The following is a 14,065-nucleotide window of genomic DNA, read 5'->3' on the forward strand; positions in this document are numbered from 1 at the left end:
TTTTAGGATAAGGTGGTTAAGATAATAAAAAAACAAAGTGTCAAGTTAAACTTTTCGACAGAATACGACAAAATTCGAATTATTAAAACATGTTTTTTGCGGAAGGAATTTTGATGTTTATGTAGAATAGGAAACTATGGCGAAAAATTGACAAGGTTACCGTTCTATTATGTATGGGGTTAAGGGTGTATGTATAAGCCAATCTCCGAAGTAACAATCCAGAACATTTTGCGGCAGGTTGATCTGGTTGAGTTAGCAGGTGAGTATGTCCAGCTTAAAAAAACCGGAAAGAATTTCATGGGTTTATGTCCCTTCCATTCAGAAAAAACACCTTCTTTTTCTGTTTCACCCGAAAAGCAAATATATCATTGTTTTGGATGTGGGGCGGGAGGCAACGCCATTACTTTTTTAATGGAAATTGAAGGTCTATCCTTTCTGGAAGCTGTCAGGAAGCTTGGGGAAAAAACAGGCATTCCTGTTCAAGCCGGTGATGACCTTCCAGTCCGGGATAAAGGCAAACAGGAAGAGAAAAAGTGGATGTTAACAGCCCACCGTTTGGTGGCACAACTGTATCATCATTTTCTGCTAGAGCGCAAGGAAGGTCAGGAAGCCCTCCATTACCTTAAACAAAGAGGCTTCCACGAGGAAACGATCAAGGTGTTTCAGATAGGTTATGCGCCGGATTCATGGGACTTTTTAACCCGCTTTTTGGCCAAACGCAATTTTCCTCTTCCGCTGATGGAGAAAGCTGGATTGTTAGTAAAAGAAGAAGGTGGTGATCGTTATTTTGACCGTTTTCGGGGGCGGGTGATGTTCCCTATCTGGGATAACCAGGGTCAAGTGGTCGGGTTTGGAGGACGCTTGATAGGAGAGGGTCACCCCAAATATTTAAATAGTCCGGAAACCCCTATTTTCCGCAAAAGCAGACAGCTGTTCAATTTTCATCGTGCCCGGCAGGAGATGCGCAAGCAGCAGACAGCAGTACTTTTTGAAGGGTACGGTGATGTTTTGTCCGCCTATCAAGCGGGTATATTATATGCGACAGCAACGCTGGGAACGGCCTTGTCCGAGGAGCAGGCGCGTATGTTGCGGCGCAATGCGGAAAAGGTGATCATTTGTTACGACGGAGATGAGGCTGGTATGAATGCTGCTGTCAAAGCGGCTGAGGAGCTCCATAAACAAGGGTGTTTGGTGAAAGTGGCTGTTGTGCCGGATGAGCAGGATCCAGATGAGTATATCCAAAAATATGGCAAAGAGGCGTTTCAACGCCATATCCTTGATGAAGCCCAGTCCTTGACCGCGTTCCAGCTAAACCGGTTGAAAAAAGGACGGCGGCTTGCAGATGATGTGGAGCGCTTGGCCTATATTCAGGATGCCTTGCGCGTCATCAGCCGCTTAAACCGGGCAGTGGAACGGGACCATTACTTGCGCCAGCTGGCCGAGGAATTCTCCCTGTCCCTTGATGCTTTAAAAAGGGAACAGTACAAATTGTATAAGCTAGAGCAGAGACAAAACGAACAGCGACAATCGCCCTTTGAAGGGGTACAAAAAGCAAGTGCCTTGCCTGCCGCGTCCAAGTTGCAACCAGCCTATGTTAACGCTGAACGCATGTTGCTTGCCTATATGCTGCACAGCGAAGAAATTGCCAAAGAAGTGGAAAAGGTTGTTGGCAGCCAATTTAACCAGGAAGAACATCAGCGGCTGGCCGCCTATCTATATGCTTTCTATGCAGAAGGCCATAAAGCTGATGTCCGTTTGTTTATATCAACCTTGGATGACCAAGAGCTGATCCGTCTGGCCGGCCAGCTCGCGGCCATGACGATAAATCCTGAACTATCCCCTAAACAATTGCAGGATTATGTTCAACAGATATTGAAATATCCATATCTTAAACAGATAGAGCAAAAAGAAAAGGAGAAGAACAAAGCGGAGCGGCAAGGCAATGTCATTGAAGCCGCCCGTATTGCAATGGAGATTATTGAAATGAAAAAACAGCTCAAGCACCTTTCAACTTTACATGATCCCCATACTTCATGGAAGGAGGGAGAATAATGGCGGACCAACAAATTGAACATCAAGATACTGATCTCACACTGGAGCAAGTAAAGGAACAACTGACAGAATTAGGGAAGAAGCGCGGCGTATTAACCTATAAAGAAATCATGGAACACCTTGCCCCATTTGATCAAGATGCTGACCAAATTGATGAGTTTTATGAATATCTGACCGAACAGGGGATTGAAGTGCTAAACGATGCCGAAGATGATGATGAACTTCCATTAGACATGGAAGATGATGATGAATATAAACTGGATGATGAACTTGTTCCACCCGGAATTAAAATCAATGATCCGGTACGTATGTATTTAAAAGAGATTGGGCGCGTTCCCCTGTTGTCTGCTGAAGAGGAAATCGAACTGGCCAAACGGATTGAACAAGGGGACGAAGAAGCCAAGCGGCGTCTGGCTGAAGCCAATTTGCGTCTGGTAGTCAGCATTGCCAAGCGTTATGTGGGACGCGGTATGTTGTTTTTGGATTTGATTCAAGAAGGAAACATGGGTTTAATTAAAGCTGTTGAAAAATTTGATTACCGCAAGGGGTACAAATTCAGCACTTATGCCACCTGGTGGATCCGTCAGGCCATTACCCGCGCCATTGCTGACCAGGCCCGGACCATTCGCATTCCGGTACACATGGTGGAAACCATCAACAAACTGATTCGTGTTCAACGTCAACTTTTGCAAGATTTAGGTCGTGAACCGACGCCAGAAGAAATTGCTGAAAAAATGGACTTCACACCAGAAAAAGTAAGGGAGATTCTAAAAATTGCCCAGGAGCCGGTTTCTTTGGAAACCCCGATTGGGGAAGAAGATGACTCCCATCTTGGTGATTTTATTGAAGACCAGGATGCCCTGGCACCTTCAGACGCAGCAGCATATGAACTTCTGAAGGAACAATTGGAAGACGTACTGGATACGCTAACGGATCGTGAAGAAAATGTTCTGCGTTTGCGGTTTGGATTAGATGACGGACGGACGCGCACATTGGAAGAAGTGGGTAAAGTGTTTGGTGTCACACGGGAGCGCATCCGTCAAATTGAAGCCAAAGCGCTGCGCAAACTCCGTCATCCCAGCCGCAGCAAACGCTTAAAAGACTTCCTGGAATAACCTTGTATAATCTGGCTAAAGGTATCCTGTCAGGTGTCTCCTTTTAAGCCTATTTCCGTTTTCGGGAATAGGCTTTTTTCTTTGGACACGGTTTTCTTTTTCATGACAGGGTATCTTTTTCTCCTATTTTAGCTGCTTTTATAAGGGATTGCAAATCAAATCTGCAGTTATTTAATTAAAATTTAACCTAAAAAGAATATTCTTGCAAAAAGACCCTCTAAACGACTATAATAAACCTTAAGGTGGTGCAGGTCTCGTTTGAAAGCGCATACAATACAAGGGGGGAAACGAATGCATTTTGAACTTAATCAGGACCAGAAATTATTATGGAAGATGATCCGGGAATTTGCTGAAGAAGAGGTGGCCCCCGGTGCTGAACACCGGGATAAGCACCGGTTGTTTCATCACCAATGATAGATACGCCAAGAACTTAGCCCTAACAGCGGTGACAGGGGAAAAAGACGGTAAGAAAGAGATCACGGCCTTTATTGTTCCTACCGATGCGCCAGGTTTTTATTGCCCAGGCTGCCTACGAGAAAGCGCTCAAGTATGCTAAAGAAAGGGTTCAATTCGGCCAGGCGATATCCAAGTTCCAAACCATTCAACACAAACTGGCAGATATGGCCATGAATATCGAATTGGCCCGCTTAATGGTCTATAAAGCCGCATGGTTAAAAGATCAAGGCCGCAAATTTACCAAAGAGGCTTCCATGGCTAAACTGTTTGCCTCAGAGATGTGTATGCAAGTGTGTAACCAGGCCGTGCAAATTCATGGGGGGAATGGATACATGCGGGATTATCATGTGGAGCGTTACTTCCGCGACGCCAAATTACTGGAGATTGGGGAAGGCACATCTGAAATTCAGCGTAATATCATTGCGCGGGAGATTGGCTGCTGATCTTGAGCCCGGTCGCTGAACGATTGCTCGCTCAAGTTGCTAAACCTAGTCCTTTTCGCTAAAATACAAAGGGTAATCCATGCAAAAGTGGATAGAATCATAAGGACATGGTATAATTTTCAGTTGTGGGGATTTATCATGAACAAGGAGGAATTGTGGCAGTGAACCCGATTAAAGTGTTTTTCACCATTTTTGCCTTAGGATTAGGTTTAGCCATTGTTCTGGGTATTATCGGGCTTCAGCAGGGGGACCTGGCTGAGGAAGAAAACGGAGCACAGGAGAATGTAGTGGCTTTGGACCTTCCCCCTTCATTTGACAGTTGCCTGGCCTGTCACGGTCAAAACTTGGAAGGTGCTTCAGCCCCTTCACTTATTGATACTGATTTAAGCAAAGAAGAAATTATCCAAGTGTTGCAGAACGGCCTAGGGGCAATGCCTGCCCAAACCCATTTAAGTGCTGAAGAAATGGAAGAAATTGCTGATTATCTGGTTTCGCTTGATTTTGAAGAGGGAGAGGGCCAGCAGGAGTAAGCATTTGTTGGTAACCCTTCTCTAGGCAAGCCGTACAACTTCTCAGACCTAAACAAGAGAAAAAATATGACTAAACAAGAGAACTTCTTCTGCCAAGAGAGGTTCTCTTTTCTCTAAGAAGGAGATACATATGAGGGAACCACAATCATTATCTAAACGCTTGGCTGCTGTCGCCAGTTTTATTCCCATTGGGGCACGTATAGCCGACATTGGCACCGATCACGCCTATTTACCGGTATATCTTGCCTTACAAGGCAAAATCAGCACAGCGATTGCCGGGGATGTGAACGAAGGACCTTTGGCTTTGGCTAAGGCCCATGTCCAGCAATATCAATTGGAGAGTGTCATTGATGTCAGGAAGGGTGATGGACTGGAAGTCATTGCGCCGGGGGAAGTGGATGTGATTGTGATTGCTGGGATGGGTGGTTCCTTGATGCAAGAAATTTTGAGCAGGGGACAAGACAAGCTGGAAGGGGTTCGCCGCTTAGTAGTGCAGCCTAATGTTTCCGCCCACGTGCTGCGGATGTGGATGATGGAGCATGGTTGGGAACTGAAGGGGGAAAAAATAGTTGATGAGAATGGAAAGTATTATGAAATCCTGATGGCTGAACCGGGAGACGGTGAAACCCCTTATGCTGAGTTGTCCTCCCAAGAAAAAGCACGGGCCATATTGATGGGGCCATTTTTGCTGGCTGAAAAAAACGAGGTGTTTAAGCGCAAATGGCAGCAGGAATACGAGCTCCGGAAGCGGATTCTCTCCTCTTTGAAAAAATCGGAGAGCGAAGCAAGTCAAGCAAAACGGGAGCACATTGAGCAAGAATTAAGATTGATTGAAGGAGGAATCGCCCCATGACCATTCATGCCCAAACCGTCATTCAGTGGCTGGAACAGTTTGCTCCCAAATCACTGGCTGTAGAAGGGGACAAAATCGGTCTGCAAATTGGATCATTGCAAAAAGAGATCAGCAAGGTGCTGATCACTTTGGATGTCACCCCGGAAGTGGTTGAGGAGGCTATCTCCAAAGGAGCAGAGCTGATCATTGCCCATCACCCACCTGTGTACCGCCCGTTAACCCATGTGCGGACCGATCTCCCCCAGGGGGAGATGATTGCCCGGCTGTTGAAACATGACATTGCTGTTTATGCTGCCCATACCAACCTTGACGTGGCTGAGGGCGGGTTGAATGACTGGCTGGCCCAGCGTCTGGAACTTGCGGATGTTGAGGTGCTTGCCCCTACACACCATGAATCATTAAAAAAACTGATCGTTTTTGTTCCCCATGACCATGAGGCAGCGGTGCGTCAAGCCCTGGGGAATGCTGGTGCTGGTCATATTGGCAATTACAGTCACTGTACATTTAGAACGGAAGGCATCGGGACCTTTAAGCCGGGAGAAGGAACGAACCCGTACATCGGTACTCAAGGGGAAATTGAGCAGGTCAAAGAAGTGAAAATAGAGACGGTTTTTCCAGCCTCCCTCGAGAATAAGATCGTCCAGGCCATGCTTAAGGCCCATCCTTATGAAGAAGTAGCTTACGATATCTATGAGTTGGCTCAGCCGGGAAAAGCACGGGGGCTGGGCCGGATTGGCTACCTGAAACAAGAAATGAACCTGAGGGCGTTTGCGGAAAAAGTAAAAAAAGCATTGGATGTTCCGTTCTGCCGTGTTGTTGGCCCATTGGACACTCCCATCAAGAAAGTGGCTGTACTTGGCGGAGATGGAAACAAATATGTCCAGCATGCCCTGTTTAAGGGAGCGGATGTTTTGGTCACTGGTGATGTTTATTTCCATACTGCCCAAGATGCTTTGCTGAGTGGTCTTAGCCTGGTTGATCCCGGCCATCATGCTGAAAAAATCATGATAAAAGGGCTGGAGCACGTCTTAAGGGAAAAAGTGAGGGAACATAAGGCTGAGGTGCAGATTATAGCTTCTGAAGTGAATACCGATCCCTTTCAATTGATTTGATGCAGTTGTTTTTAAAACTGCATCTTTTTTTTGGTTTAATATTTCGGTATACTAAATAATATCGGAGGAGAGTGAGATGGGAAATCTGAATGTGCAACGGGAGAGTGACCCTGCTTTTGTACAACTGAAAGAGGTGGAAGACAGTCCAAGTGAAGGGAAAGACCAACAAAAGTTAAAAGGGAACGGGCTTGACGGTGAGGAAATTCGCATGTTGGAAAAGGGCGGGTCAAAAGCCATTCGCCGCAAAATTTTGCAATTAGCCGGACCGTCCCTCATGGAAATGGTTTTGCTCAATGTGGTCCAGTTAATCAATATGATGATGGTGGGGCGGGTAGGTCCTGAAGCATTGGCAGCTGTAGGTTTGACGACTCAGCCTGTATTTTTTGCCTTAGCTGTTTTTATGGCATTAAACGTGGGCACAACAGCTGTTATTGCCCGTTCAATTGGAGCCGGTGAATACCAGGAGGCCAACCGGGTGGCAGAGCAAGCCTTTTTGCTCAACACGGTTCTGTCAGTCCTGGTGGTCAGTATGATGTTTCCCCTTAGTGAGCAAATTCTTATTTTTATGGGGGCGGCGCCCGAGGTGTTGGCCGAAGGGGTGCTGTATGCCCAAATTATTTTTGCTTCCTTGGGTTTCTTCAGCTTTTCCATGGGGCTGGCGGCTGTTTTGCGGGGAGCTGGGGACACGCGCACCCCAATGAAAGTGAATGTAATTTCCAATATTTTGGTGGTTGTGCTGGGCTTTCCGCTGATTTATGGTTACTTCGGTTTCCCGGCCCTTGGGGTAGTGGGTGCAGCGATTGCCACGGCCTTGTCTCGCTTGGTGGCTACGGCAGCCTTTATGACCATCCTTTTCAGCGGCAGAGGTGACATTCACTTACAATGGAAAAACCTCTTTCGTGTCGCCCCGGCTACTATGAAGCGGATTGTCCATGTGGGACTTCCGGCAGCTGGGGAACAATTTGTTCTCCGTGCCGGCCAAATTATTTTTGCCCGGATCGTCGCTTACTTAGGCACCATTACCTTTGCCGCCCATCAGATTTGTTTTACAGTGCTTGGCCTGACTTTCATGCCCGGCATGGCCTTTGCTGTTGCGGCCACCACGCTGGTGGGCCAAGGGCTGGGAGCCCAAAAGCCTCAACTGGCTGAACAGTTTGGTTGGGAAGCGCGCAAATTGGGCATGATGGTGTCTGGAAGCGTTGGGTTGTGTTTTATTCTTTTTGCCCCTTATATTTTAATGTTATTTACCGCGGACCAGGCCGTGATCCAGGAAGGAACAAATGCTTTGCGCATTATCGGAGCGGTACAAGTGGCCCAGTCTACACAATTTATTTTGGCTGGGGCCCTGAGAGGGGCAGGGGATACGAAGTACCCCCTGTATATCATGATGATCGGTGTTTGGGGATTCCGTGTCATACTCTGCTTAGTGTTTGTGTTTTTGTTGGAATGGGGGCTTGCGGGTGCCTGGCTGGCTATTGCTGTGGATCAGATCGTCCGCTCGTTTTTAATTTACAGACGCTTTAGGGGAGGGAAGTGGAAAACATTGCGCTTCTAACGCTTGCAGGATGAATGATCACGTCTGGGCTTGGGCAGAATGCGTTTTAAGTTAAGCCGCCGTTTCGGCTCCCATGTTTTTGGGTCATGGGGATCGTATTGTTCCAGGAAGCGGATCACTTCATTGGTCACCTGAGTGGGGGTCGAGGCGCCTGAGGTAACGCCAACCACTTTTACTCCCTCTAGCCATTCGCGCTTAATTTCACTAACGTCAGCCACCCGGTAAGCCGGGGTTCCAGCAATTTCTTCCGAAACCTGAGCGAGCCGGTTGGAGTTGTTACTTCTGGGATCCCCCACCACAATGGTTAGATCACATTGTTTGGCTTGTTCGGCTACAGCTTCCTGGCGAACTTGTGTGGCCAAACAAATTTCATTGTTGAGTTCGGCATAGGGATATTTTTCCAGAATTTTATCCATGATCTCCTTGACATCCCATTGACTCATCGTGGTTTGGTTGGTCACCAAAATTCTGTCACTGTGAATATCCAGTCTCTCCACTTCTTCCACTGATTCAATCAGCACCACATCGTTGGGGGCAACCCCCATTGCGCCTTCGGGTTCAGGATGCCCCTTTTTACCGATATAAATCACTTTATATCCTGCGGCCACTTTTTCTTTGATCAACTTATGGGTTTTGGTTACATCCGGACAAGTGGCATCTATAATTGTCAGCCCTTTTTCTTGGGCAATCCGGCGTACTTCAGGTGAAACCCCATGGGCGGTAAAAATCACAGTGCCTCTATCAACCTGTTTGATGATCTCCACACGGTTAGGCCCATCAAGGGTGATGACACCTTGTTCCTTGAATGCGTCAACCACATGCTGGTTATGCACAATCATGCCTATAATGTAGATCGGACGCGGCAGGTCAGGATTGGCTGCTGCCTCACTGGCCAGTTTCATGGCATCGACAACACCGTAACAGTACCCTCTGGGGGAGATTTTTACGACTTTCATCGGCAGGACAACTCCTTTGTGTGTTATTGTTATCATCGTACCACGAATGAAGGCAAGATAAAACCCATTTGCTTGAGGGGAAAAATAGTCTTTTTTCCTCTATTGACAAAAATTAAGGGTTGAATGAAGCTAAACAAGCATGGTATACTGTCAAATGCACAATAAACTAGAATGATGAAAGTGAGCCGGGCAATCGCAAGTGATCGGTTAAGATCACTTGAGGAAAGTCCGGGCACCACAGGGCAGGATGCCAGCTAACGGCTGGTCAGCGCGAGCTGAAGGAAAGTGCCACAGAAACATAGACCGCCGATGGTTGCCTGTGGTGGGCTGATTGCCTCCTCGGCAACCGCCCATCCACGGGCTTCACAGGCAAGGGTGGAAGCGTGAGGTAAGAGCTCACGAGGTCAACAGGCAACTGTTGACCTGGTAAACCCCATCCGGTGCAAGACCAAATAGGGAGTAGTTGACCATTGTGTCAACCGCTTTGGCCCGAAGCGTCCCGTGGTTGGTCGCTTGAGCTATACAGCGATGTATAGCCTAGATAGATGATTGCCACTCCATGGTGTGGGAGGCTGAAGCCGTCATACCACCAGGAGGACAGAACCCGGCTTACAGGCTCACTTTCATCACTGGTTGCATCATACATAGCACAGACATAGCACAGATCAAGCATAAAAAATCCTTAACAATGGCCTGTTTGACCAAACAAATGGCCACGAACATTGTTAAGGATTTTTTTTACATACTAAAGGCTTTCGCCAGCGATAAGCTGGGCGAAAGCCACATTTGTCTTCACCATATTATTTTTTGGCGGCTTGCTTTTTGTTTGAAGCCGGATGCGAGTTTGGTGTGGCGTGGTTTTTAAAATGAGGTGTTGAAACTTCGATGTCGCCACTACCTCTAATCAGTTTTCGGGAGTAAATTTTGGTTGGTTTTAAGATGTCTACCAAATATTGAATAGCAATTTCTGGGTCAACCTGTTCTCCACAGGTATAACAGTCCAGTGCGGCAAAGCCTTTTTCAGGATAAGTGTGAATGGACAGATGGCTTTCCGATAAGAGTACCAGGACTGTTGCCCCCTGAGGTTCGAACTGTTTGGCTTGAACGGATAATACCGTTGCCCCGCAAGCTTCCGCAGCTTCTACCAGGTACTGCTTCAGCTTTTCCGCGTGATTCAGCAAATCAAAATCAACACCCCAAGTATCAAGTGCAATATGTCTTCCAAAAGTTGAGTATTCCATTTTTTCGGTCCCCTCCCCTAGCTAATGATATCGTCATATGGCTAGGACCTACGTCATTCACTTAGAGGAGATGATCCTTGAGTGAATCCTGGTTCCTAATGGCTACAAGACATAAGATAACATGTGTGAGGGTAATTGTGCAATAGATTTTAGATAAATTTTTTACCCAAAAAATGACAAGCAAGATGCAACACCTTTGCATCTTGCCAGTCAAGAGGGATAGAACATGGAAATGCTATCTAGCGCTAAGCTTCAAGGACAAATAATTTTTTAACCAAACCTTTCAATTGCTCATCAATATCTGCCACTTTTGTTTCATCCGTCACCTTGGTGTGACTTGCGGCGATGCGTTGGTCCAGCAGGGAATCGATTTCGGCTTTAATTGCAGCAATTTGTTCCTCGATTTTGGTTGAATGATAGAGTTGCTGCTGGATATAAGGGAACATATGGTCAGATTTGTAAATCAACTGTCTTTTTCCGTTTTTTATTTCTGTAATTTTGATAATTTGACCTTGGACATATTCGTATTCAATCATTTCTCCCTGGTAAATCCGGTAACACATGGCGTTTCCTTTAAATTGTTGCAATGATCTTTGCAAAGCATAGGCGATGTTCCAGTCGTAGACAACAAAAGTGCCTGTGCATTTCAGATAAGATCCCATATTACGGAAAGCAAGCGGAATCAAGCAATACTTATCATATAACATACATTCTTTGTCACCATTTTCAAATATGCGCACTTCCGTTTGGATATCCGCCTCCTGTAATAGATGCATAAACTCCTCAAACTGGGTAAGATTGAGATCAATAAGGATATTTCTGTACTCGGTGGCTATCCTTCGAGCCATAAATGTATCTCTCCTATTTGTAGAAGAATATATATGGGCATTTTTTTATCTTAATTATAACAAATTTGCATCCAACACTTAAGGGGGAATCTTGTCGATTAGTTAAAAACGCTTAGTACAAACGGATCATTAATCGGCCAGAGGGCTTGTCAATGTGTTCAGATATAATTTTGTTATAATCCATTGGTTTTCATGATCAACTTAGGATAAGATATGATATTGAGGGGTTGGCAACATAAAGATTATATCCAGTGGAGGAGTCCTTCATGACAGAAGCAGCAACAATGATCTTATTTGGCGCAACTGGAGACTTGGCTAAACGCAAATTGTTTCCGGCTTTGTACAGTCTGTTTCAGGAGAATCAATTGCCCCAACAATTTGCTGTGGTAGGGGTTGGACGCCGCACATTAAGCCGGGAAGCCTTTCAAACCCATGTCAAATCGTCCATAGAATCGTTTGCCCGCTATTCAGTCAATGAAAAATGGCCTGACTTTATCTCCCGTTTTTATTATGTTTCTTTGGATATCCGGGAGCTAGGGGATTACCAGACCCTTTTACATACGATCAAAACAGTTGAACATGATTACTCTATTCCTCAAAACCGTCTTTTTTATTTGGCCATTGCACCGGAATTATTTGAACCAGTCACCTTTCATTTGCAACAGAGCGGCATTTTGCGACAGAGGGGCTGGAAACGGGTGGTGATCGAGAAGCCGTTCGGCCATGATCTGCCTTCTGCGGAAGCATTGAATAAAGAAATCAGCCAGGTGTTTACGGAGGAAGAAATTTACCGTATTGACCATTATCTTGGTAAAGAGATGGTCCAGAACATTGAAGTCATCCGCTTTGCCAATACCTTGTTTGAACCGGTATGGAACAATCAGTACATCTCCAACGTGCAAATCACCTCCAGTGAAGTGGTTGGTGTGGAAGGACGTGCCGGATACTATGATCAGGCCGGCGCTTTGCGGGATATGGTCCAAAATCATATGTTACAGATGATGACGATGGTGGCGATGGAGCCTCCCAGTCGGCTGAAACCGGAAGCTGTCCGCGATGAAAAAGTAAAAGTATTGCGCTCTATCCGCCGGCTTCACCAGGCCGATGAGATTGCCCGTCACGTTGTCCGGGGCCAGTATGTGGCTGGTGAGATAAACGGTGAGGTTATGAAAGGTTATCGTGAGGAAGAAAAAGTGAATCCCAACTCTCAGACGGAAACGTTCGTGGCTCTCAAATTTCACATTGACAACTTCCGTTGGGCGGGCGTTCCTTTTTACATCCGCACAGGAAAGCGTTTAGCCAAAAAAGCAACTGAAGTCATTATCCAGTTTAAACAGTTACCCCCGCTTTATTTTAACCAATCTGGGCAGCTGGATCCCAATGTACTGGTGATCCGCATATATCCGGAAAATGGGCTGCATCTTAAACTGAACCTTAGACAGCCTGATAATATGGACAAAATTGCACCTGTTTCCATGTCTTTTACCCAAAACGGTTCGCCAGGGTTTCACTCCCCTGAGGCATATGAACGGCTGGTCAAAGATTGTATAGAAGGAAACTCTACATATTTTACCCGTTGGGATGAAGTGGCGTTGGCTTGGAAAATTGTTGATCCGATTGTCCAGGCATTTGAAACGGGGGAGGTGCCGCTTTATACATATAAAGCGGGATCCTGGGGGCCGACTGAAGCTGATCAATTGGTTGCTCAGGAAGGCTTGAAATGGTGGCCCGTTTTAGGCCAATAGGGCATATCCTCGTCAGATGTCATGACTGGGTTTAAGGAGGGATAACTTTGAAAATATATGATATTTCAATGCCTATTTATGAACAGATGCCCGTTTACAAAAATAAAGAGGAAAAAAGACCCCGGTTTGAGGTCATGAGTGATTTTAAAACTGGAAAAGTTCATGAGACGCGGATTCACCTTGATGTGCATACGGGGACTCATGTTGATGCCCCGTTGCATATGTTTGAGGATGGGGAGACGATTGAAAGCATTTCCCTTGAAAAATTGGTGGGACCATGCAAGGTGTTGGACTTCACCTATGTCAAAGACGCCATTTCCAAAGCAGATTTGGAACAAAAACAAATGAAGGCCAATGATTTTGTGTTGTTTAAAACGAAAAACTCCTTTGATACGGGGTTTAACTTTGGGTTTGTTTATTTAAAAGAGGATGGAGCTCGTTACTTGGCTGAAATGGGTGTGAGAGGTGTTGGCATCGATGCCTTGGGCATTGAGCGTAATCAGCCTGGGCACCCTACGCACAAGACTTTAATGAATAAAAACATCATCATTATCGAGGGATTAAAACTGGATCAAGTCGCTGAGGGTGAATATTTTTTAGTGGCTGCCCCCATAAAGTTATTAAATGTGGATGCTGCTCCGGCCCGTGTCTTGTTATTTGACCAAATCCCTGCCCGGTAAATCGGGCAGGTGTTAAAAATTACTATTGACTATATCTCTTGGCCATGATATATTACACTTCGCCTTTTTTGTTGAGTCGTGTTTTTCTAACCTTACCTGACAATATGTGGGTGTCAGTAGCTCAGTTGGATAGAGCAGCGGCCTTCTAAGCCGTCGGTCGGGGGTTCGAATCCCTCCTGACACACCATTTTGCCTTTCGTGACGTTGTAAATCATGGTATTTGCAAAAAGTATTTGACCAGGGGAATAAACGTTCTTTTCGTATCGCAAAAACTGACGCAAAAAAACATATTGACTTTTTGATCTGAGGATGTTATTATGAAGAATGTCGCTTCAAAAAGCCGAATTTTTGTAAGAGAACCTTGAAAACTGAACAAAGCACAAGCGTGCGTGGCTCATTCCTTTGGGATGAGTTTTGATGGAGAGTTTGATCCTGGCTCAGGACGAACGCTGGCGGCACGCCTAATACATGCAAGTCGA

Annotated in this window: 12 protein-coding genes, 1 tRNA gene, 1 rRNA gene, 1 other RNA gene and 1 pseudogene; 13 read left to right on the top strand and 3 right to left on the bottom strand. The window is 45.9% G+C overall.

The features are described from left to right. The first annotated feature begins 189 nt into the window (after positions 1 to 189). The 8 genes and pseudogenes from dnaG to IEW48_RS04875 all read left to right on the top strand — a co-directional run bounded on the left by dnaG (position 190) and on the right by IEW48_RS04875 (position 8,116). Complete coding sequence (gene dnaG, locus IEW48_RS04845) at positions 190 to 2,052, top strand: DNA primase (protein ID WP_188622811.1); 1,863 nt, start codon at positions 190 to 192, stop codon at positions 2,050 to 2,052. Further along, positions 2,052 to 3,167: an RNA polymerase sigma factor RpoD gene (gene rpoD, locus IEW48_RS04850; protein WP_188622812.1), complete on the top strand. Its 1,116-nt coding sequence runs from the start codon at positions 2,052 to 2,054 to the stop codon at positions 3,165 to 3,167. The genes dnaG and rpoD overlap by 1 nt, the downstream gene beginning before the upstream one ends. Positions 3,168 to 3,458: 291 nt before the next feature. Continuing rightward, positions 3,459 to 3,581 (top strand): acyl-CoA dehydrogenase family protein, encoded by a 123-nt coding sequence (locus tag IEW48_RS16990; protein WP_229703947.1) that lies wholly within the window; start codon positions 3,459 to 3,461, stop codon positions 3,579 to 3,581. After that, positions 3,565 to 4,066: pseudogene (locus IEW48_RS04855) on the top strand (acyl-CoA dehydrogenase family protein); the annotation flags it as partial. The gene IEW48_RS16990 and the pseudogene IEW48_RS04855, both read left to right, overlap by 17 nt. Positions 4,067 to 4,227: 161 nt before the next feature. Beyond that, complete coding sequence (locus IEW48_RS04860; protein WP_188622813.1) at positions 4,228 to 4,596, top strand: c-type cytochrome; 369 nt, start codon at positions 4,228 to 4,230, stop codon at positions 4,594 to 4,596. A 130-nt stretch (positions 4,597 to 4,726) separates the two neighbouring features. After that, positions 4,727 to 5,449 carry a tRNA (adenine(22)-N(1))-methyltransferase gene (locus tag IEW48_RS04865; protein ID WP_188622814.1) on the top strand — a complete coding sequence of 241 codons (723 nt, stop codon included), beginning with the start codon at positions 4,727 to 4,729 and terminating at the stop codon, positions 5,447 to 5,449. Then, positions 5,446 to 6,561, top strand: a complete 1,116-nt coding sequence (locus tag IEW48_RS04870) for a Nif3-like dinuclear metal center hexameric protein (RefSeq protein ID WP_188622815.1) — start codon at positions 5,446 to 5,448, stop codon at positions 6,559 to 6,561. Before IEW48_RS04865 ends, IEW48_RS04870 begins: the two co-directional genes overlap by 4 nt. A 76-nt stretch (positions 6,562 to 6,637) precedes the next feature. Next, complete coding sequence (locus IEW48_RS04875) at positions 6,638 to 8,116, top strand: MATE family efflux transporter (protein ID WP_188622816.1); 1,479 nt, start codon at positions 6,638 to 6,640, stop codon at positions 8,114 to 8,116. Here IEW48_RS04875 and IEW48_RS04880 read toward each other — a convergent pair. Then, positions 8,113 to 9,072 carry a 4-hydroxy-3-methylbut-2-enyl diphosphate reductase gene (locus IEW48_RS04880; protein WP_188622817.1) on the bottom strand — a complete coding sequence of 320 codons (960 nt, stop codon included), beginning with the start codon at positions 9,070 to 9,072 and terminating at the stop codon, positions 8,113 to 8,115. The two genes, IEW48_RS04875 and IEW48_RS04880, sit on opposite strands and share 4 nt — an antisense overlap. 177 nt (positions 9,073 to 9,249) lie before the next feature. Between IEW48_RS04880 and rnpB the strand changes: the two genes are divergently transcribed. Then, an RNA gene (rnpB, locus tag IEW48_RS04885) (RNase P RNA component class A) lies at positions 9,250 to 9,700 on the top strand. Positions 9,701 to 9,872: 172 nt separating this feature from the next. On the opposite strand, the gene speD is transcribed toward rnpB, so the two are convergent. After that, positions 9,873 to 10,313, bottom strand: coding sequence for an adenosylmethionine decarboxylase (speD, locus tag IEW48_RS04890; protein ID WP_007503732.1), 441 nt, complete (start codon positions 10,311 to 10,313; stop codon positions 9,873 to 9,875). A gap of 245 nt (positions 10,314 to 10,558) precedes the next feature. Then, positions 10,559 to 11,161 (bottom strand): hypothetical protein, encoded by a 603-nt coding sequence (locus IEW48_RS04895; protein WP_188622818.1) that lies wholly within the window; start codon positions 11,159 to 11,161, stop codon positions 10,559 to 10,561. A gap of 266 nt (positions 11,162 to 11,427) precedes the next feature. On the opposite strand from IEW48_RS04895, the gene zwf reads away from it, so the two are divergent. The 4 genes from zwf to IEW48_RS04915 all read left to right on the top strand — a co-directional run. Further along, positions 11,428 to 12,906, top strand: a complete 1,479-nt coding sequence (gene zwf / locus IEW48_RS04900; RefSeq protein ID WP_188622819.1) for a glucose-6-phosphate dehydrogenase — start codon at positions 11,428 to 11,430, stop codon at positions 12,904 to 12,906. Between the two features lie 47 nt (positions 12,907 to 12,953). Beyond that, complete coding sequence (locus IEW48_RS04905) at positions 12,954 to 13,586, top strand: cyclase family protein (RefSeq protein ID WP_188622820.1); 633 nt, start codon at positions 12,954 to 12,956, stop codon at positions 13,584 to 13,586. 110 nt (positions 13,587 to 13,696) lie between these two features. Further along, positions 13,697 to 13,773: transfer RNA gene (locus tag IEW48_RS04910), tRNA-Arg, on the top strand. 227 nt (positions 13,774 to 14,000) lie between these two features. Then, positions 14,001 to 14,065, top strand: a 16S ribosomal RNA gene (locus IEW48_RS04915); the annotation flags it as partial.

The sequence above is a fragment of the Caldalkalibacillus thermarum genome (genome assembly GCF_014644735.1).
In the GTDB taxonomy this organism is placed as follows: Bacteria; Bacillota; Bacilli; order Caldalkalibacillales; family Caldalkalibacillaceae; genus Caldalkalibacillus; species Caldalkalibacillus thermarum.